We start from the raw sequence: 16,645 nt of genomic DNA, 5'->3' as shown, positions 1-16,645 counted from the left end.
CGGGTCGGGGAGTCCACACTCAGGAGCGAGACGGCCAATGACCATCGCGAACCCTCCTTCCCCGCAGTTCTCTCCCGCGCCTTCCTCCCCCCAGTCCGCGATGCGACTACGCGAACTGATTTTCGGCGCGGCATGCGCTGCGGCCGTCCGCGCGGCGGCGTCCCTCGAAGTCGCCGACGCCCTCGGCGAGGAACCGATGACCGTCGAGGACCTGGCCAAGGCAGTCCACGCCGAACCAGGACCCCTGCGCCGCCTCCTCCGGACACTGACCTGCTACGGAGTCTTCACCGACGCCGGCGAGGACCGCTACGCGCACACCGACATGTCCTGGCAGCTCCGCAAGGAGTCCCCGAACAGCCTCCACTACATCGCCCTGTGGTGCACGGAGCCCTGGACCTGGCAACTCTGGCCGCACCTCGACGAGGCAGTCCGCACCGGCCGCAACATCTTCCCCGACGTCTACGGCAAGGAGTTCTTCACCTACCTCCACGAAGACGCCACCGCATCAGCCGAAGTCTTCGACAAGGCGATGACCCACTCCAGCCGGCAATCAGCAGCCGACCTCGTGGGCTTCCTGAACCTCGAAGGCATCACCAGCGTCGTCGACATCGGCGGCGGCCAAGGCCACGTCCTGGCCAGCCTCCTGGAGAAGCACCCCGAAATCCACGGCACCCTCATCGACCTCCCCCAGGTCATAGCCCGCGCCGACCCCCGCCTCCACGAAGCAGGCACCCTGTCCCCCCGAGCCCGCCTCATAGCAACAGACTGCCGCACCGAAGTCCCCGTCCAAGCAGACCTCTACATCATCAAAAACATCCTCGAATGGGACACCGACAGCACCCGCAGAACCCTCCGCAACGTCGTCGAAGCAGCCCCACCCGGAGCCCGCGTCGTCGTCGTGGAAAACCTCGTCGACGACACCCCCTCCATGCGCTTCACCACCGCAATGGACCTCCTCCTCCTCCTCAACGTCGGCGGCGCCAAGCACTCCCGCGCCAGCCTGCAGACCCTGCTCACCGAGGCGGGCCTGCGCGTCGACGAGGTGCGACCGGTGAACCCGTATCTGCACGCGTTCGAATGCGTGGTCCCGGGCTGAGGCTCGACCAAAAACGCCGTCGGCCGCTGCACCAACAGGTGCGGCGGCCGAGCGAATTCGCCACGACCGGCATCTCCGTACGGGTTGCGATGTTGAGCGCGGCGGAACGCGGTCCATCGTAGAGCCCTGGTCAGCTGCCGTTGGTGCGGCGCAGCATCGGGTACATGTGTGCCCCGGAGGGCAGGATGATCGGGTCGTCGAGGTCGGTGTAGCCGTGTCGGAGGTAGAGCTCTCTGGTGGTGGCGTCGCTGGCTTCCAGGTAGGCGGCGCGGGGTGGGTCTTCGGCGTCTAGGTGGTCGTGGTGCGCGGCTAGTAGTGCGCTGCCGATGCCTTGGTGCTGGTGGTGGGGGTCGACGGCGAGGATGGCTAGGTGGTCGTGGGCGGTGTCGTGGGGGTGGTGCTCGGCCAGGAGTGCGTCGAAGATTCGGAATCGGTCGACCCAGATGCCGGTGGCTGACGGCAGGCCGGCGTCGTAGCCGGACGAGTCTGGTTCCTCGTTGGGGGTCGAGGGAAGCCATAGGGCGACCGCGGTGAGTTCGAGGGTGGTGTAGACGCGTCCGCGGGCCATCGCCTCGTCGACGAACAGGCGGAAGTAGCCGGGGAACAGGCGGGTACGCCCCTCGCTGTCAGGGATCAGCCACACCGAGGGTGCCAGGTCGTGGAAGGCCCGTGCGATCACGCGGCTCAGTGCGGTGGCGTCCTGCGGCTGCGCGGGGACGATCTGGTCCCGTGGGCTCATTGCGTGCTCCTCATAGTCAGAGAACTCACACGTGCTCCGACACCGTGACCGCCCATGTGCCGGGCTCCAATGCCTCGAACAGGTGCGGGACGTCGCCGGGATAGACGATGTAGTCGCCCGGGCCCAGCTCCACCGGCTCCTCGGCCACCCCTACCAACGCGCGCCCCGCGCACACCACCACGTGTTCCACGACGCCGGGCGCGTGCGGATCGGACCTGCGCACCGATCCGGGCTCGGCCTCCACACGATAGACGTCCCGGCGCGCGCCCGGCGGGCAGGTGGCCAGTAGCAGTACGCGATAGTCGGCTTGCTCGGCGGCCACCGCCGCGCCCGACCCGGCACGGATCACCTGGGTACGCGGCGGTGGGGGGTCGAAGAGCTGGCCGAAAGGGATGCCCAGGGCCGTGCACAGTGCCCACAGTGTCTCCAGGCTCGGATTCCCGATCCCGGACTCCAGCTGGGACAGCGTGGACTTCGACAAGTCGGCGCGTCGGGCCACCTCGCTCAGGCTCAGGTCGGCGCGCCGACGCTCACGGCGTAGTGCCGCGGACAGAGCCTGCATCGAGGCGCGGGCGGCCGGCGCCGAAGCGCTTCCGGGTGTTGCCTCATCCTGAGGCTCCGCCGCGTCGGCGGCCTGACTGATACTGATCATCGCCATCTGCGTTCGATTCATAGAACGGCGTCCAGTTTGACGAACGCCTCGGCATCGTTCAATGTATCTTACATGCGTTCGATGTGGAGAACGATGGACCGCGACCTGCTCCGCGGCATCGCCGTGATGTGCGCGTCGGTCGGCTTGATCGGCGTCTCCTACGGCGCGACCGCGGTCGCGGCGGGCCTTCCGATCTGGCTGCCGGTCCTCACCGGCTTCCTGGTCCTCGCGGCGTCGTCGGAGTTGCTGTTCGTCGGGGTCATCGCCGCCGGAGGCGATCCCTTCGCCGGCGCGCTGGCCGGACTCCTGGTCAACGCGCGCCACATCCCGTACGGGCTCGCGGTGCCGGACGTCATCGAGAGCGGCTGGCGCCGGATCCCCAGCACCCACCTGTTGAACGACGAAACCGTGGTGTTGGCGCTGTCCCAGGACGACCTTCCCCGCAAACGCGCCGCCTACTGGCTGTGCGGTCTGGGAATCGTCGCCGTCTGGCCGCTGTGCGCGCTGGCCGGCGGCCTTCTCGGCGCCCTGGTCCACAACACCGACGCGCTGGGCCTGGACGCGATGTTCCCAGCCGTCATCCTCGCGCTGATCCTGCCCGCACTCCGCGACCGGCACACGCTACGGGCCGCACTCGTCGGCGGAGCGGTAGCCATGGCCGCCTTCGCCTTCCTGCCAGTGGGTTTGCCGGAGTTGCTGGCGCTGGTCGGGGTGCCGTTCGCCGGAGGCCTCAGGCATGAGAGGTCCGTCGCGTGAAATCCAGCCTGCCCCTCGTACTCGCCGCCATGTCCACCCTGGCAATCGGCACCTTCGCCTTCCGGCTGGTCGGCCCGATGCTGCACGCCCGGATCACGTTCTCCTCCCGGGCACAGCGTCTCCTGGAGACCTCCGCGGTCGTCCTGCTGGCAGCACTGGTCCTGCTCTCGGGCCTCACCGAGGGTCGCAGCTTCGCCGACCTCGCCCGACCACTGGGGGTCGCCGCCGGCGGCGTACTGGCTTGGCGCAAGGCGCCGTTCCTGGTGGTGGTCCTCACGGCGGCCGCGGTGGCGGCGCTGGTCCGCCTGGTCCGGTGAGGTGCGATCTGATCTGACGGGTCCAGCCCGGGTCCAGCCGTTTACCCCCACGGAGTGCGGGCAGCAGGAACGCGATCATCGACGCTGCTTCGAGCGTCTGAAGACCCGCAACGCGCAGATCGGTTCGGCGATGTCCAAGACCGCACTCATCGTGATCGACGTGATCAGCACCTACGAGCACGAGGACGGCGAGAAGCTGGTTCCCTCGGCGCGTGAAGCCGTCCCGGCAGTGCAGCGGCTGATCAGCCGCGCGCGGGACGCGGACGCCGACGTCATCTACGTCAACGACAACTTCGGGCGCTGGAACTCCAACCGCGACGAACTCCTGGACACCGCCCTGCGCGGCCCGCACGCGGACCTGGTCGAGCCGCTGCGCCCGGACGAGAGGTCGCTGTTCGTCCTCAAAGCCCGCCACTCGATCTTCTACCAGACGCCCTTGGAGTACCTGCTCGACCAGCTCGGTGCCCGCCGCATCGTGCTCTGCGGCCAGGTCACCGAGCAGTGCGTCATGTACTCCGCGCTCGACGCGCACATCCGGCATCTCACGGTCGTGGTCGCGCGCGACGCGGTCGCCCACATCGACGCCGACCTGGGACAGGCCGCGCTGGCCATGATGGAGCGCAACATGAGCGCCGAGATCCTGGCGGCCGACGAGATCGACTTCACGTAGGCCGGCGGCTGCGCCACCCCTGGCCGCGTCGGCTTGAGGGCAGCTTCAGCACTTGTGCTTGTCGTGGCCATTCCCCTTATGGCCGGGGGGACATTTCGCTGGAGGGGTGGCCTTCTGCCGGTCCGCCGCCGCCGGCTGCTGCTGCTGCTGCGGGTGCGAGGGCACGACGGCGGCGTCCGGGCGCTTCGCAGGAGTCGCTGGATCCGAAATCGGCGCCGAGGCCAGGACCGTCATCGGCATCTCGACGGGGCTGTGACCCGAGGTAGATGCTGTGGGCGGAGCGGTGACCGCGATCTGCCGCGGGGTCGCCGCTCCGGCGCCGGAACCCGTCGGCGCCTGAGTGGGCGTCGCCTCCGAGCCGTGCGCCAGCACCTTCGCTCCCGCGCCGAACCCGAGCACCGCGCATGCGGTCAGTGCCACCGCGCCGACTCTGACCCGGCGGCGCTGGGATGCCGGCCGCTTGACCGCGGCGCTCGCTTCGTCCGGTGCCGGCGGCAGCGGGGCGTCCGCCGACTTCGGTATGACCGGTGCGACTTCCATCGTGGCGTCGGAGACAGTGACCTCGGGCAGTTCGTCCTCCCCCAGGTCGAGCAGCGTCTTGGCCTCGCCGGCAGTGGCGCGTATCGCCGGGTCTTGGGCGGTCATCGCGCGCAGCACTTTCAGCCAGCCCGGTCCCAGCCGCGCCGGGATCGTCGGCGGACGCAACGCGTTGGCTGCGGCGCGCTCAAGCGGCGTGCCGCGGTAGGTCCGCTCTCCCGTCAAAGCTTCGAGCAGCACCAAGCCCAGGGCATAAACGTCGGCGACCGGCGGCACTGCGAACCCTGCGGCCTGTTCGGGAGCCAGGTAGCCGGCCGTGCCGACAACGCAGTCGCTGGCGGTGAGAACCGGACCGTCATGGGCGTGTGCGAAGCCGAAGTCGGCCAGGTACGGCGTACCGTCATCGTCGAGCAGGACGTTGCTGGGCTTGACGTCCCGGTGCACGATGCCGCGGACATGGACGTGCGAAAGAGCATCCGCCAGAGCTTTCCCGATCCTCTTCACCTCGCGCGGCGCCAGCGGACCGCGCGCGATCGCCCGCGCCAGTGTGGTCCCGGACACGAGCGGCATCGCCATGAAGAGTCGACCGTCGCCGTCCTGGCCCGCGTCGTAAAGGGGCAGCAAGTGCGGGTGCACGAGGGAGGTCAGGATCCTGATCTCCTCCGGGAACCGCGCCGCTTGCGCCTGTCCGACGTCGGGATCGCGGAACACTTTGACGGCCACCTCGCGCTCGAGCGTCGTGTCTGTCGCCGCATACACGCACGCGGTCGCCCCCTCGCCCAGCAGCCGTCCCAGAACGTAGCGCATGGCGACGCTGGTACCCGCTCTCGACTCCCTTAACATGTGGCGCGATTACGGAGGTTCTGTGCGGAAATCCGTTAATTCTCTCCGGACTCGGAGGACATACTGGCAAGCGCCTGCGGAGACAGTTCCTTGATCAGAGTCTCGGTCCAACGCATCTGGCGGACAGTCTGCGGCTGGCAGTCGTCAGTGAGCTGGACGAGTTCCTTGTCGCGCAGTGCCTTGGCCGCCTGAGCGAGCATGGTCCAGCCGAGATTGTTGCCGGCGGCGCACAGGTGGAGCTCGCGCAAGTCTCGAAGCAGGAGCAGCGCGGGCTCGGGGCGGTGCCGCAGCGCCTTGGCCGTCTTGTCGAGAGTCTGCTGAACGACGCTTTCGCCGTCGACGTCGGTAGTGCTGGAGAGCTCCAGTCCGAAGCGTCGACCCGCCTCTGCCAGACGCGAGACGTGATCCTTCGACCATTCGGACAGGTGGGTCGCGCCGTGCCGGACGTCGTAGTCGGCGGCGTGCTGGTGCGCCGTCCGCTGAAGACGTCCCACCATGTCGTTTTCGCCTTGGTGTAGCTCATCGACGAGTTCGGCTACCGCTTTCATACCCATCAGTCCTGTCTGGTGGTTGTGCTAGTGCTGGTGCTGGTGCTCAGCGCGTCCGGTCCGCCGATGGTCGGCGGCACCAGGTTCGCCGACCGGCCTGCGGGAGCCGACGCAGTCGTGGTCGGAGCTGATGAGGCCTCGGCAGAAGCAACGGCGGCACCTTCGACTGCTGCGATCCGGGCGGCGCACGCTTTGAACAACGGCTGCTTGGAAGCCGGGTCCCACGCCGTGATGGTGGTCTCGTTGGCCGCCGAGCCAGCCTGGTTCCGCCGGTCGGGCGGGCCGCCGGGGACGTCGAAGTACCCGTAGTGGAAGGGAACGAACAAGACGCCGTCGCGGACGTGCGCCACCCGGACCCGGGCGCGCAGCCTGCCGCGCGCGCTGCTGATCTCGGCCAGGTCGCCTTCGGCCAGTCCGCGCCGTTCGGCCTCGCCGGCAGACATCTCGACCCACACCTCAGGGGCGGCCCTGTTGAGCTGAGGTGCTCGGGCTGTCTTGGTGCGGGTATGGAAGTGGTAGAGGGTACGGCCGGTGGTGAGCCACAACGGGAACTCCTCGTCGGGTACCTCCGGCGCGGGGAAATAGACCGCGGAGCGCAGCAGTGATCTGCCCTCGGGATTCCACGCCCGGTAGTCGCTCTCGGTGAAAGCGGCACCCGTCTCCAGATCCTTGCCGTAGGTTTCCGCCTCCGCGGGCCGCGCCCAGAACTGTCCGTCGGAGTAGAGCCGCTCGGTGCCTTGGGGACGGTCCTCGGTGCAGGGCCACTGGATTCCGCTCGGTTCCTGGCGCAGTCGGCCGTGGGACAGTCCGGTGTAGTCGCACAGGCGCCCGGCGCTGCATGCCTTCCACGCCTCGAACGCACCCTCGGCATCCGTCCAGGCGATCAGCGGCTGTCCGTCCTTGTCCCGCAACTCCATGCGCTGGGCGTAGTCCAGAAAGATGTCCAGATCCGGGCGCGCCGCCCCGGGCGGGTCCACGGCCTTCTCCGAGAGGTGGACGGTGCGATCGGCATTGGTGAAGCACCCGGTCTTCTCCCCCCACGTCGCCGCCGGGAGCACCACATCGGCCAGCTCGGCGGTCTCGGTGAGGAAGATGTCCTGCACGACGGTGAACAGCCGCTCCTGGGACAGCACGGACCGCACGCGGTGCAGGTCCGGCAACGACACCGCCGGATTGGTGCCGCTGATCCACAGCATCTTGATGCTGCCCTGCTCGGCGTAGCGCAGCATCTGCATGGCGTGGGTGGGAGGTCCCCAGTGCGGGATCTGCTCCGCTTCGACGTTCCACAGGTCGGCCAGTTCGGCGACGTGCTCGGCATTGGCCCAGTTGCGAAAACCGGGAAGGTCGCCGTTCGCCCCGCACTCGCGGGTGTTCTGCGCGGTGGGCTGGCCGTTCATCTGCAGCACGCCGCACCCGGGGCGGCCGAGCATGCCGCGCAGCACATGCAGGTTGTTGACTTGGACGGCGGCAGCCGTGGCCTGATGTGACTGGTAGAAGCCTTGCAGCACGGTCGAGGTGAGCTTCTCGGCACCGGCGATCAGCTCGGCGGCGCGGCCGATGGCGGCGGCCGGCACGTCGCAGATCGCCGCGGCCCAGTCCGGGGTGCAGTCGGCGACCGCCGCGGCCAGGTCGTCGAAACCGATGGCGTGGTCCCGGACGAAGTCCCGCGCGACCGCACCGCGGCGGATCACCTCGTGGACGAGTGCGTTCATCAACGCCAGATTCGTCCCCGGCCTCGGCGCTAGATGGACTGCCGCCCGCTCCGCGGGAACTGTGCGGCGCGGGTCGACGACCAGCAGGCGGGGCGGCTCGGGACCGTCAAGGCGGTCAAGCATCCGCATCCAGAGCACCGGCTGGGTCTCGGCCACGTTGTGGCCGTACAACGCGATGACGTCGGCGTGGTCGACATCGGTGAAGGACCCCGGTTGGCCGTCGCAGCCGAACGACTCCTTGAGCGCCTCCCCCGCGGTCGCTGTGCACAGACGGGTGTTGCCGTCGAGATGGTTGGTGCCGATGCCCGCCCGCGCGATCACCGTGAGGGTGTAGTACTCCTCCAGGAACAACTGCCCGGTCGTGTAGAAGCCGATCGCCCCGGGTCCGTGGGACTCCAGGAGCTGGCGGGACCGCTCGGCGATCCGCTGCATCGCTGTGTCCCAACCGCATTCGACCAAGCGGCCGTCTTGGCGAATCAGCGGGGCGGTGAGCCGGTCCGGCGAATTGTTGGCCTGCCAGCCGTATAGGTCTTTGGGTCCGAGGCGACCCCGGTTGACCCGGTCGGCAGCCCGTCCGCGCACCCCCACGATCCGTCCGTCCGCGACGGCGATGTCCATGGCGTCGCCATTGGAATGCAGCAACGAGGCGGACCGCGCCCACCGTTGTACCTGCGACTCCTGCACGCCTGAGTCGAGGAACGTATCGACGCGGGCGGGCCACGGCTGTCCCGGCCGGTAGGGCGTGCGCTCTCCCCACGGCTGCGCGATTCGATCGACCAGAGCCATCCCGGTGAACCTTCCTTGATTCCGTGCTTCAGCCGATGGGCGGACATGGGCTCGCAGCGGCTGTTCAGTTCTCGCGTTCCTCGTCCTCGGCGTCTTCGGCCGCGACCGGCTGCCGCCTCTCGATGTAGGTGGCGCCGTTTTTGCTGCGGAGGCGTTCCTCCGGCGGCAGATTGACGTACTGAGGGAAGACCCGATCGTCGTCGGGCGGTTCCGGGGCGTCCCAGGCCTCCATTTCGCGGATCGGGATGCCGGGCGTCATGCGCTCGGGGTGCTGGCTGGTGTTGATCGGCGGGGTCGAGTCCCCGTCGACCGTCGCGCGCGGGCCGACGGTGTTGGCTGGGAACTCTTCCGTGAAGGAGATGGGCTTCCCGGCGCGGCCCGGCAGCACGGCGGCGCCGAGTGCGGCGAGCACGACGACCGCTATGGCGACGATGATGAGCACGCCGTTGCCCACGATGAGCGCTATCCCGAACAAGACCGCGGCGAGGATGACCGCGCTCACCATCATCCACGGCGTTCGGGCCGAGCCGGCGGCGTCCGGCGAGCGGTTCGCATCCATGACAAGCTCCGTTCCTTGCCCGAGCCTTCGATCGCGGCCCGGAGTGGTCGTGGCCGATGGTGCGGCTAGGGCGCGAACCTCGGTAGGGCGCGGGCCGTGTGTTTGGTCATGTCCAGGACGACGAGGCCCTTCATGCTGGTGACGGCCCTGGTCGGCGCGGCGATGACGCGGTCCTCGACCGCGTCGCCGACGTTCACCAGCAGCGCGGTCAGCTGTCCAGGAAATTTCCTGACATCGATCGTGCAGCCGTGGACCCGGCCGACCGCGCCGTCGCTGGCCAGGACCCTTTCGCGGGCCCGCAAGTAGGTCTGGGGCAGCGAGTCGGTCGCGTAGATCAGGGAGAGGAGCCCCCACCCGCCGGTGTTCTCGGTGACGTCGAGCACTTTGCCGGTTTCCGCTGGTGGCAGGCCCTGGATCGACGCGGCGGTGCAGGAGATCCGCGTGGTGTCCCGGTCCAGGCCGGAGATCAGCTCGAACGGCACCAGCCGGGCCGGTTCGACCGTCCCGCCGACGACGATCGACGACAACCGGAGCGTCGTGGAGTCGATGACCAGCCCGCTCAGTTCGGCCCGGGCGTCGTCCTGGCAGGTGACGGCGCTTCCGAGGACGAGTGCGTCGTTCCTTTTCATCATCGCCTCATTCCTTCGAGACGATCGCATACCCCCAGCCGCGCGGACCATTCGCCCGATATCTTCATAAATATCCCGTTTGATCCCTCCCGGTTCAGGGCACACATGGTGCCGGACGAGCGTCCGCTCTGCGGACTTTCCGAAAGGCGCGAAGGGACGGACCGGGCATGGACGCGATCGTGCTGCTGAGCAGCGACCACAGAAGGATCAGGCTCTTGTTCGGCGACTACCGGGGTGCGACCACGGACCGCCAGCGCCGCAAGACCGCGGACACCCTGGTTCGAGAACTGTCCAAGCACACGAGCGCCGAAGAGCGGATCTTCTATCCCTTCGCGGCACAAGCGCTGGGCCAGGACGCGACCGCACGCCCGCACCGGATCTGCTCGGCGATCAAGCGCCACCTGACAGTGCTGGACGGTCATCGAAGGGCCGCGCAGGACGACGCCATGTCCATGGCGCAACTCGAGCAGGACATCGCCGAACACATCGAGGAGGACGAGCAGAAGTTGATGCCCCGCCTGCGCAGCGCGTGCGAGCCCGACGTCCTGCGGCAGCTGGGGTCCAAACTGGAGCGGGTCGAACGCGGCGCTCCGACGCGGCCGCATCCCCACAAGCCGGACCAGGCGCCGAACCCGCTGCTCAGGACGCCTTTCGTGACGTGGTACGACCGTATTCGGGACCGCGTCCGAGGGCGGGCGGGCAGTTGAGAAACGTTCAGCTGATGACGTCGAAGTCCGCAGCTCGCTCAGGCCGGGCAAGCCGCGTCCGCCGGCGGAGGATAAGTCAGTCGGCCGTCCTCGACCCGCGCCTGCTGGTCCAGGACCGCCGGCTTGGTGCTCGTCGGTGACATGATGTGCCGCACCTCCGCGCCGGCGACGATCAGCGCGTCGGTGATCAGCCGGCGATGGCAGCGCCAGGGCACGGCCTCGCTGCACATGATCGCCGGGGTCTCGTGCGCAGCCAGCCGCAGGAGTTCGTCGAGACCGTCCCGGAAGTCGTCCGTCGCCATGTAATCGGCGTAGTCGCGGAAGGCTTTGACCAGCCAGGCGCCGTTCGGGCTCGGCACGCCTCGGGGGGTGTACCGCCGGCCGCCCAGTTTCGGAATCTGGCCGTAGCCGATGTCCGGCGGCAGAGCCTCGGCGATCGCGGGGGCGTTGAACTGCGGATGCTTACGGGAGGAGGGAAACCTGCGGACGTCGACCAGGCGGGTGACTCCGTTGGCCCGGAGCATCTCCAGCAGCTCAGCGAAGTCACGCGTCGAGTGGCCCAGCGTGTAGATGCGGTTGGTCATGGATTCCCGGCAGGCTGTGCGGACCGCACCTGGATCCGCTCGTTCTCGACCTTGACCTCCCAGCACGGTTCGGCAGCCGCCGCAGGACCGCGCACCACGCCGCCGTCGGCCAGCCGGAAGACACTTCCGTGCCAGGGGCAGCGCAGGCAATCGCCGTCGACGATCATTCCCTCGTCCAGCGGTCCGCCCGCGTGGGTGCAGGTGGCGGACAGCGCGTATACGGCGCCCCGAAGCTTGACCAGCACCACCGGCACGCCATCGGCCTCACCCCGCAGCGGGTGCTCCTCGGTCAGGTCCCCGGCCGCCGCGACGTCGGTCCACTCGGCGACGGTCGGCTGGAACGCGGTGTGGTCGACGCCGACACCGCGGCTGTATGACAGGTAGCCGCCCAAATAGGCGGCGACAGCCGTGAGGCCGAGGCCCAGCCCGCTCAGCGCCATTCCGGTCCCGCGCCGGCCACGGCGTCGCGCTACCCACGACGCGGTCTGGGTGAGCGTCGCCGTCACATTCAGCAGGCCGTGCACGAGACCGACCCGCTGAGTCGGACCGTGCGTGTCGGACCAGTCGGAAGCACCAGCCGCGGCGGTCGGCACCGTGGTGATCAACCCCAGCCCGACCAGGCGGCGGGCAGCTGCGGCCCCGGCGCCGCCAGCAGTGACATCGATGATCGAGGCCATGCTGTACGCACCGATCGGCAGGTCCGTCAGCAACGGGTGGAGCGGATGTCCCAACCAGCTGCCGGACAGCAGACTCTTCAGTTTGCGGTCCCGGGTCAGCGTGGAGGCGAGGCCGGCCCAGCGGTCGCTGACGCCTCCCAACGACTCGTTCCTCCCGACAGCCTCGACAGCGTGTTCCAGGCGTATGGCCAGGTTGTTCACCATGGATGCTCCTCATCGGCGCCGCCACCGGGACGTGCCGGTAGGTCCCCGACCCCATCGTCACATGGGCCCGGGACGACGGCAGGCCGTGACCCCTGCGAAAACCATGATATAAATTTCATGTATTCATTGACAGGTTCTCGTTCCGAGCGCAGTCTGGATACCACGACGCCGAGGCGTCGCGCAGGACCCGCGTCCTTTCAAGGGGTTGGAGACACGGATGGAATTCACCTGCACCGCACGACAGGCCGAGCAGCAGATCGTCGTCACTGTCACCGGCGAGATCGATCTGGCGGTCTACCCGCGCCTGCGAGCTGAGGCCGAGATCTGGGCCGGCAAGGACGCCGATGTGATCCTGGACTGCCGACAGGTCACCTTCATGGATTCCATGGGCGTCCGCTTCCTGGTCCAAGTCCGGCAGATGCTCAACGACACCGGCCACACCATCTCCCTGGCCAACCCCTCCAAACCGGTCATGCGCGTCCTGGAGCTGGCCGGCCTGCGGGACTTGTTCGCCTACACCCATGACGAGCGCGAACCGGCCACGGACGGCGCAGCCTCTTAGCCAGATCGCCATCGCCATCCGACTCCTCCAGACATGGCTCAGCGCCGTCACGAATCACGGAGTACTACCGTGGAGGCTCCCTCGTGACTCGCTACGTCACGTCTCGACCAAGGAGCCAAGATCGGTGACGAACCGGTGAGCGGAAGCGGATGGACCGAACGAAGCCTGGTTTTGCCTCCGCAGGCGTCCGCGCCGCAGCTGGCCCGGGACTTCGTGGTGGAGACGGTTTCGGCGTGGCAGCTCCAGGAATCGGAAGAGGCCGTAGCCCTCATCACCAGCGAACTGGTCACCAACGCGGTGCGGCACGCCGGCACCGAGGTCACCGTGCGCATCCGGAAAGACGCCTCGGAGATCACCATCGACGTGGCTGATGGAGTGGCGGACCGAGTGCCCCGCGTCAGTTCCTCCGACGCTTCCATCCCAGGCGGGGTCGGTCTGCTGATCGTCGGACGGCTGGCCGAGTCCTGGGGTGTGGAGAGGCGCCGGAACGGCAAGTCCGTGTGGGTCAGGCTGGCTCTGGACAGCACCGCCGATCGGCTCTGAATCCTTGGGCGACGTCGAGCTGCTCGATGAGTCCGGGAGGAAACCCTCCCGGACTCCTGCAAACCGAAACTACAAGCTCAGACCACCAGCGAGCACCTGCCGCGCCATCACCACGCGCTGCACCTGGTTCGTACCCTCGTAAATCTGCGTGATCTTCGCGTCCCGCATCATCCGCTCCAGCGGGTAGTCCTTCGTGTAGCCGTAGCCGCCGAGCAGCTGCACGGCGTCCGTCGTGACCTCCATGGCCACGTCTGAGGCGAAGCACTTCGCCGCCGCGCCGAAGTACGTCAGGTCGCTGTCGCCGCGCTCGGACTTGGCGGCGGCGGTGTAGGTCAGCTGGCGGGCCGCGGTCAGCTTCATCGCCATGTCGGCGAGCATGAACTGGATGCCCTGGAAGTCGGCGATGGGCTTGCCGAACTGCTTGCGTTCCTTCACGTAGTTCGATGCGTAGTCCAGGGCGCCCTGGGCGATGCCGAGTGCCTGGGCTGCGATGGTCACGCGGGTGTGGTCCAGGGTGCGCATCGCGGTGGCGAAGCCGGTGCCTTCGGCGCCGATCATGCGGTCGGCGGGGATGCGGACGTTGTCGAAGTAGACCTCGCGGGTCGGGGAGCCCTTGATGCCGAGCTTCTTCTCGGGCGCGCCGAAGGTGACGCCTTCGTCGCCCTTCTCCACGACGAAGGCGGAGATGCCCTTGGAGCGCGCCGTGGGGTCGGTGACGGCCATGACCGTGTAGTACTCCGAGACGCCGGCGTTGGTGATCCAGCGCTTCACGCCGTTGAGGACGTAGTCGTCGCCGTCGCGGTCGGCACGGGTCTTCATGCCGGCGGCGTCGGAGCCGGCGTCGGGCTCGGACAGGCAGTAGGAGAACATGCCGCTGCCGGCGGCCAGGGGGGTCAGGTACTTCTGCTTCAGTTCCTCGGAGCCGGAGAGGATCACCGGCATCGAGCCCAGCTTGTTCACCGCCGGGATCAGGGAGGAGCTGGCGCACACGCGCGCCACTTCCTCGATCACGATGCAGGTCGCGAGGGCGTCGGCGCCCTGGCCGCCGTACTGCTCGGCGACGTGGACGGCCGCGAGGTCGGAGGAGACCAGGGCGTCGAGGGCTTCCTGGGGGAAGCGGGAGTGCTCGTCGACGTCGGCGGCGAAGGGGAGGATCTTCTCCTCGCACAGCGAGCGCACCGCCTCCCGCAACAGGTCGTGCTCCTCGGAGACCTTGAACAGGTCGAAGTCGGCGGCCATCTCTCGCTCCCTGGACTGGCTGGGTACTCGGCTGGATAAGGGGTTCGGCCGGGTAGGGTTCGGCTGGGTACTGGGTACCCTCGATTATCCACACTCGGTGCCACAGATACGCTGTGGGACGCACCACAAGTGCAGCACGAGCCGCAATACCGGAACCGGAGGCATCGGTGATCGAACGAGTCGGAGTGGTCGGTGTCGGCCAGATGGGGTCGGGCATCGCGGAGGTCTGCGCACGCAGCGGGCTGGACGTGATCGTCGCCGACGAGAACGCCGAGGGCCTCAAGCGCGGGCGCGACCGCGTCGCGGTGTCCCTCAAGCGCGCGGTCAAGGCCGGGAAGATGAGCGAGGGCGACGCCGAGGCGGCCCTGGGCCGCATCCGCTTCACCGAGGACCTGCAGCAGTTCGCCGACCGGCAGCTCGCGGTCGAGGCGGTCGTCGAGGTCGAGGCGGTGAAGACCGCCGTGCTGAGCAAGCTGGACCTGATCCTGCCCGAGGACGCCATCCTGGCCTCCAACACCTCCTCCATCCCGATCATGCGCCTGGGCACGGCCACCACGCGCCCGAACAACGTGGTCGGCGTCCACTTCTTCAACCCGGTCCCGGTGCTCAAGCTGGTCGAGGTCATCCCCTCGCTGGCCACCAGCGAGGAGACCAAGGCGCGCGCCGTGGCCTTCGTGGAGCAGCTGGGCAAGCAGGCCGTGGTCGCCCAGGACCGCGCCGGGTTCGTGGTGAACTCCCTGCTCATCCCCTACCTGCTGGCCGCGATCCGGATGGCCGAGGGCGGCTTCGCCTCCGCCGAGGACATCGACTCCGGCATGGTCTTGGGCTGCGCGCACCCGATGGGTCCACTGGCACTGTCGGACCTGATCGGCCTGGACACCGTGAAGCTCGCCGCCGAGGCGATGTACGAGGAGTTCAAGGAGCCCCTGTACACCCCGCCGGCGCTCCTGCTGCGCATGGTCGAGGCCGGACGCCTGGGCCGCAAGGCCGGACGCGGGTTCTACGAGTACCCGAGCGTCTGATCCAGGGGATCTAAACCGGAACCGCCACCGCGGGATCGGGAGCCTCGTCGAGGTCCCCGGTCCCGACCCGGCGCACCGAGGACAACAGCAGCGGGGCGACCATCGTCACCGCGAACAGGACCCCGGTGGCGACCATGACGTGGCGCGTCCCGAAGGCGTCGGCGATCGGGATGATCGACAGCTGCCCCGCCGGGACGGCGAGCGACCTGCCGAACTGGTCGTAGGACACGACGCGGGACATCATCGCGTTCGGCACGTACGTGTGCAGCGAGGTGTCCCAGGCGACGGAGGCGAACGTGACCCCGAACCCCGCGACGAACGACGCCGCCGCGACCGCCGCGACGCCCGCGTTCAGCCCGAGCAGCAGATACGGCATCGCCTGCAGCGTGATCACCGCCTGACCGACCAGCAGCGGCCGCCGGACCCGCACCCGGATCATCAGCACACTCATGATCAGCTGCCCCGCTCCCCGGCAGCTGATGATGACGCCCCAGCCCTCGGCGCCGAAGGTCTGCTTGGCCAGCACCAACCCGAGCACTTGCCCGGCACCCATCTGGAGGAAGCCCGACACGGTGAACGCGGCGGTCATCGACCAGATCCAGGACGAGGACCGGAAATAGGTCCACCCCTGCCGCAGCTCGGTGAACAGCTTCCGGTCGCTCAGGACGGGCCGGTCCCCCACCGGCACGAAGCAGAACATCGCGCCGGCGACGAAGAACGACGCCGAGTCCGCGACCAGCGCCCAGCCGCCGCCGATCGTGCTGACCAGCACACCGCCGAGCGTCGGCCCGAGCACCATGGCCGCGTTGCGCACGCTGGCCAGCAGTGAGTTCGCCTTCTGCAACCCCGCTGGACCGACCAGCTGCGGCACGATCCCGCTCAGCGAGGGCCCGGCGAAGGCCGACAGCACGCCGGTGGCGAATGCCAGAGCGATGAGATAGCCGAATGGCTGTTTGGTGAGCAGGCACAACGCCATCGCGCCCTGCGTCACCCCCAGCCCGAAGTGCGTGACCCGCAGCAGCAGCGCCTGCCCGATCCGGTCGCCGATCCCGCCGCCGATCAGCAGCAGCGCGATCGTCGGGATCATCTGGGCGCTGACGACCAGACTCAGGTCCCGCGCGCTCCCGGTGATCTGCAGGACCGCGAAGCACAGCGCGATCTGGGTCGCCGCGCCGCCGGTGACGGAGATCGACTGGCCGAGGAAGAAACGCCGGAACGGCTTCTCCCGAAGCGGATTCATGATCGCGACCTCACCAGCCGGAC

19 protein-coding genes are annotated in these 16,645 nt (G+C 68.5%); 8 read left to right on the top strand and 11 right to left on the bottom strand.

Translation table 11 applies throughout. The annotated features are described in order from the left end of the window. Positions 1-37 precede the first annotated feature (37 nt). A complete protein-coding gene (locus tag CACI_RS22495) occupies positions 38-1,096 on the top strand; it encodes a methyltransferase (protein ID WP_015793138.1) in 1,059 nt (352 codons plus the stop codon). A gap of 130 nt (positions 1,097-1,226) precedes the next feature. On the opposite strand, the gene CACI_RS22490 is transcribed toward CACI_RS22495, so the two are convergent. Both CACI_RS22490 and CACI_RS22485 read right to left on the bottom strand, forming a co-directional pair. Beyond that, complete coding sequence (locus CACI_RS22490; RefSeq protein ID WP_015793137.1) at positions 1,227-1,835, bottom strand: GNAT family N-acetyltransferase; 609 nt, start codon at positions 1,833-1,835, stop codon at positions 1,227-1,229. A gap of 25 nt (positions 1,836-1,860) precedes the next feature. Beyond that, positions 1,861-2,397: a helix-turn-helix domain-containing protein gene (locus CACI_RS22485; protein WP_041542209.1), complete on the bottom strand. Its 537-nt coding sequence runs from the start codon at positions 2,395-2,397 to the stop codon at positions 1,861-1,863. A 171-nt stretch (positions 2,398-2,568) separates the two neighbouring features. On the opposite strand from CACI_RS22485, the gene CACI_RS22480 reads away from it, so the two are divergent. From CACI_RS22480 to CACI_RS22470, 3 genes are all read left to right on the top strand, one after another. Beyond that, the gene (locus tag CACI_RS22480; protein ID WP_223297614.1) at positions 2,569-3,243 is read left to right on the top strand and encodes an AzlC family ABC transporter permease; all 675 of its coding nucleotides are present in this window, start codon (positions 2,569-2,571) and stop codon (positions 3,241-3,243) included. Between the two features lie 29 nt (positions 3,244-3,272). Then, entirely contained in the window at positions 3,273-3,560 is a 288-nt protein-coding gene (locus CACI_RS22475) for an AzlD domain-containing protein (RefSeq protein ID WP_041542208.1), read from the top strand. A gap of 130 nt (positions 3,561-3,690) precedes the next feature. Further along, a complete protein-coding gene (locus CACI_RS22470) occupies positions 3,691-4,230 on the top strand; it encodes a cysteine hydrolase family protein (RefSeq protein WP_015793133.1) in 540 nt (179 codons plus the stop codon). 45 nt (positions 4,231-4,275) lie between these two features. Here CACI_RS22470 and CACI_RS45940 read toward each other — a convergent pair whose 3' ends face one another. The 5 genes from CACI_RS45940 to CACI_RS22445 form a co-directional block, all read right to left on the bottom strand. Further along, the gene (locus CACI_RS45940; RefSeq protein ID WP_049871674.1) at positions 4,276-5,574 is read right to left on the bottom strand and encodes a serine/threonine-protein kinase; all 1,299 of its coding nucleotides are present in this window, start codon (positions 5,572-5,574) and stop codon (positions 4,276-4,278) included. A 71-nt stretch (positions 5,575-5,645) separates the two neighbouring features. Then, complete coding sequence (locus CACI_RS22460) at positions 5,646-6,158, bottom strand: hypothetical protein (protein ID WP_015793131.1); 513 nt, start codon at positions 6,156-6,158, stop codon at positions 5,646-5,648. A 5-nt stretch (positions 6,159-6,163) separates the two neighbouring features. Next, on the bottom strand, positions 6,164-8,656 hold the full coding sequence (locus tag CACI_RS22455; RefSeq protein ID WP_015793130.1) for a molybdopterin oxidoreductase family protein: 2,493 nt from the start codon (positions 8,654-8,656) through the stop codon (positions 6,164-6,166). Between the two features lie 64 nt (positions 8,657-8,720). Then, positions 8,721-9,215 carry a hypothetical protein gene (locus tag CACI_RS22450; RefSeq protein ID WP_015793129.1) on the bottom strand — a complete coding sequence of 165 codons (495 nt, stop codon included), beginning with the start codon at positions 9,213-9,215 and terminating at the stop codon, positions 8,721-8,723. Positions 9,216-9,280: 65 nt separating this feature from the next. Continuing rightward, positions 9,281-9,847 carry a hypothetical protein gene (locus tag CACI_RS22445; RefSeq protein ID WP_015793128.1) on the bottom strand — a complete coding sequence of 189 codons (567 nt, stop codon included), beginning with the start codon at positions 9,845-9,847 and terminating at the stop codon, positions 9,281-9,283. Between the two features lie 164 nt (positions 9,848-10,011). Between CACI_RS22445 and CACI_RS22440 the strand changes: the two genes are divergently transcribed. Continuing rightward, positions 10,012-10,551, top strand: a complete 540-nt coding sequence (locus CACI_RS22440) for a hemerythrin domain-containing protein (protein ID WP_015793127.1) — start codon at positions 10,012-10,014, stop codon at positions 10,549-10,551. A gap of 38 nt (positions 10,552-10,589) precedes the next feature. Here the strand turns inward: CACI_RS22440 and CACI_RS22435 are convergent, their stop codons facing one another. Together CACI_RS22435 and CACI_RS22430 are read right to left on the bottom strand one after the other, a co-directional pair. Beyond that, a complete protein-coding gene (locus CACI_RS22435; RefSeq protein WP_015793126.1) occupies positions 10,590-11,135 on the bottom strand; it encodes a DUF488 domain-containing protein in 546 nt (181 codons plus the stop codon). After that, positions 11,132-12,016 (bottom strand): Rieske 2Fe-2S domain-containing protein, encoded by an 885-nt coding sequence (locus CACI_RS22430; protein WP_015793125.1) that lies wholly within the window; start codon positions 12,014-12,016, stop codon positions 11,132-11,134. Before CACI_RS22430 ends, CACI_RS22435 begins: the two co-directional genes overlap by 4 nt. 217 nt (positions 12,017-12,233) lie before the next feature. On the opposite strand from CACI_RS22430, the gene CACI_RS22425 reads away from it, so the two are divergent. Continuing rightward, the gene (locus tag CACI_RS22425) at positions 12,234-12,578 is read left to right on the top strand and encodes an STAS domain-containing protein (protein ID WP_015793124.1); all 345 of its coding nucleotides are present in this window, start codon (positions 12,234-12,236) and stop codon (positions 12,576-12,578) included. Between the two features lie 171 nt (positions 12,579-12,749). Continuing rightward, positions 12,750-13,121, top strand: a complete 372-nt coding sequence (locus CACI_RS22420; RefSeq protein WP_049871673.1) for an ATP-binding protein — start codon at positions 12,750-12,752, stop codon at positions 13,119-13,121. 69 nt (positions 13,122-13,190) lie between these two features. Here the strand turns inward: CACI_RS22420 and CACI_RS22415 are convergent, their stop codons facing one another. After that, positions 13,191-14,360: an acyl-CoA dehydrogenase gene (locus tag CACI_RS22415; protein ID WP_015793122.1), complete on the bottom strand. Its 1,170-nt coding sequence runs from the start codon at positions 14,358-14,360 to the stop codon at positions 13,191-13,193. A 167-nt stretch (positions 14,361-14,527) separates the two neighbouring features. On the opposite strand from CACI_RS22415, the gene CACI_RS22410 reads away from it, so the two are divergent. Then, positions 14,528-15,382 (top strand): 3-hydroxybutyryl-CoA dehydrogenase, encoded by an 855-nt coding sequence (locus tag CACI_RS22410; RefSeq protein ID WP_015793121.1) that lies wholly within the window; start codon positions 14,528-14,530, stop codon positions 15,380-15,382. A gap of 10 nt (positions 15,383-15,392) precedes the next feature. Here the strand turns inward: CACI_RS22410 and CACI_RS22405 are convergent, their stop codons facing one another. Beyond that, positions 15,393-16,622 carry an MFS transporter gene (locus CACI_RS22405; RefSeq protein WP_015793120.1) on the bottom strand — a complete coding sequence of 410 codons (1,230 nt, stop codon included), beginning with the start codon at positions 16,620-16,622 and terminating at the stop codon, positions 15,393-15,395. Positions 16,623-16,645: the final 23 nt, after the last annotated feature.

The organism is Catenulispora acidiphila DSM 44928 (assembly GCF_000024025.1).
In the GTDB taxonomy this organism is placed as follows: domain Bacteria; phylum Actinomycetota; class Actinomycetes; order Streptomycetales; family Catenulisporaceae; genus Catenulispora; species Catenulispora acidiphila.
The sequence above is the reverse complement of the archived record's forward strand: the minus strand, read 5'-3'. Positions and strand labels throughout refer to the sequence as shown.

Excerpts from the sequence above, each read along its gene's own strand:
- CACI_RS22445 (WP_015793128.1), bottom strand. The coding sequence starts at position 9,847 with ATGATGAAAAGGAACGACGCACTCGTCCTCGGAAGCGCCGTCACCTGC.
- CACI_RS22435 (WP_015793126.1), bottom strand. The coding sequence starts at position 11,135 with ATGACCAACCGCATCTACACGCTGGGCCACTCGACGCGTGACTTCGCT.
- CACI_RS22450 (WP_015793129.1), bottom strand. The coding sequence starts at position 9,215 with ATGGATGCGAACCGCTCGCCGGACGCCGCCGGCTCGGCCCGAACGCCG.
- CACI_RS22485 (WP_041542209.1), bottom strand. The coding sequence starts at position 2,397 with ATGCAGGCTCTGTCCGCGGCACTACGCCGTGAGCGTCGGCGCGCCGAC.
- CACI_RS22480 (WP_223297614.1), top strand. The coding sequence starts at position 2,569 with ATGTGGAGAACGATGGACCGCGACCTGCTCCGCGGCATCGCCGTGATG.
- CACI_RS22430 (WP_015793125.1), bottom strand. The coding sequence starts at position 12,016 with ATGGTGAACAACCTGGCCATACGCCTGGAACACGCTGTCGAGGCTGTC.
- CACI_RS22440 (WP_015793127.1), top strand. The coding sequence starts at position 10,012 with ATGGACGCGATCGTGCTGCTGAGCAGCGACCACAGAAGGATCAGGCTC.
- CACI_RS22475 (WP_041542208.1), top strand. The coding sequence starts at position 3,273 with ATGTCCACCCTGGCAATCGGCACCTTCGCCTTCCGGCTGGTCGGCCCG.
- CACI_RS22460 (WP_015793131.1), bottom strand. The coding sequence starts at position 6,158 with ATGAAAGCGGTAGCCGAACTCGTCGATGAGCTACACCAAGGCGAAAAC.
- CACI_RS45940 (WP_049871674.1), bottom strand. The coding sequence starts at position 5,574 with ATGCGCTACGTTCTGGGACGGCTGCTGGGCGAGGGGGCGACCGCGTGC.
- CACI_RS22415 (WP_015793122.1), bottom strand. The coding sequence starts at position 14,360 with ATGGCCGCCGACTTCGACCTGTTCAAGGTCTCCGAGGAGCACGACCTG.
- CACI_RS22405 (WP_015793120.1), bottom strand. The coding sequence starts at position 16,622 with ATGAATCCGCTTCGGGAGAAGCCGTTCCGGCGTTTCTTCCTCGGCCAG.
- CACI_RS22495 (WP_015793138.1), top strand. The coding sequence starts at position 38 with ATGACCATCGCGAACCCTCCTTCCCCGCAGTTCTCTCCCGCGCCTTCC.
- CACI_RS22425 (WP_015793124.1), top strand. The coding sequence starts at position 12,234 with ATGGAATTCACCTGCACCGCACGACAGGCCGAGCAGCAGATCGTCGTC.
- CACI_RS22490 (WP_015793137.1), bottom strand. The coding sequence starts at position 1,835 with ATGAGCCCACGGGACCAGATCGTCCCCGCGCAGCCGCAGGACGCCACC.
- CACI_RS22455 (WP_015793130.1), bottom strand. The coding sequence starts at position 8,656 with ATGGCTCTGGTCGATCGAATCGCGCAGCCGTGGGGAGAGCGCACGCCC.
- CACI_RS22470 (WP_015793133.1), top strand. The coding sequence starts at position 3,691 with ATGTCCAAGACCGCACTCATCGTGATCGACGTGATCAGCACCTACGAG.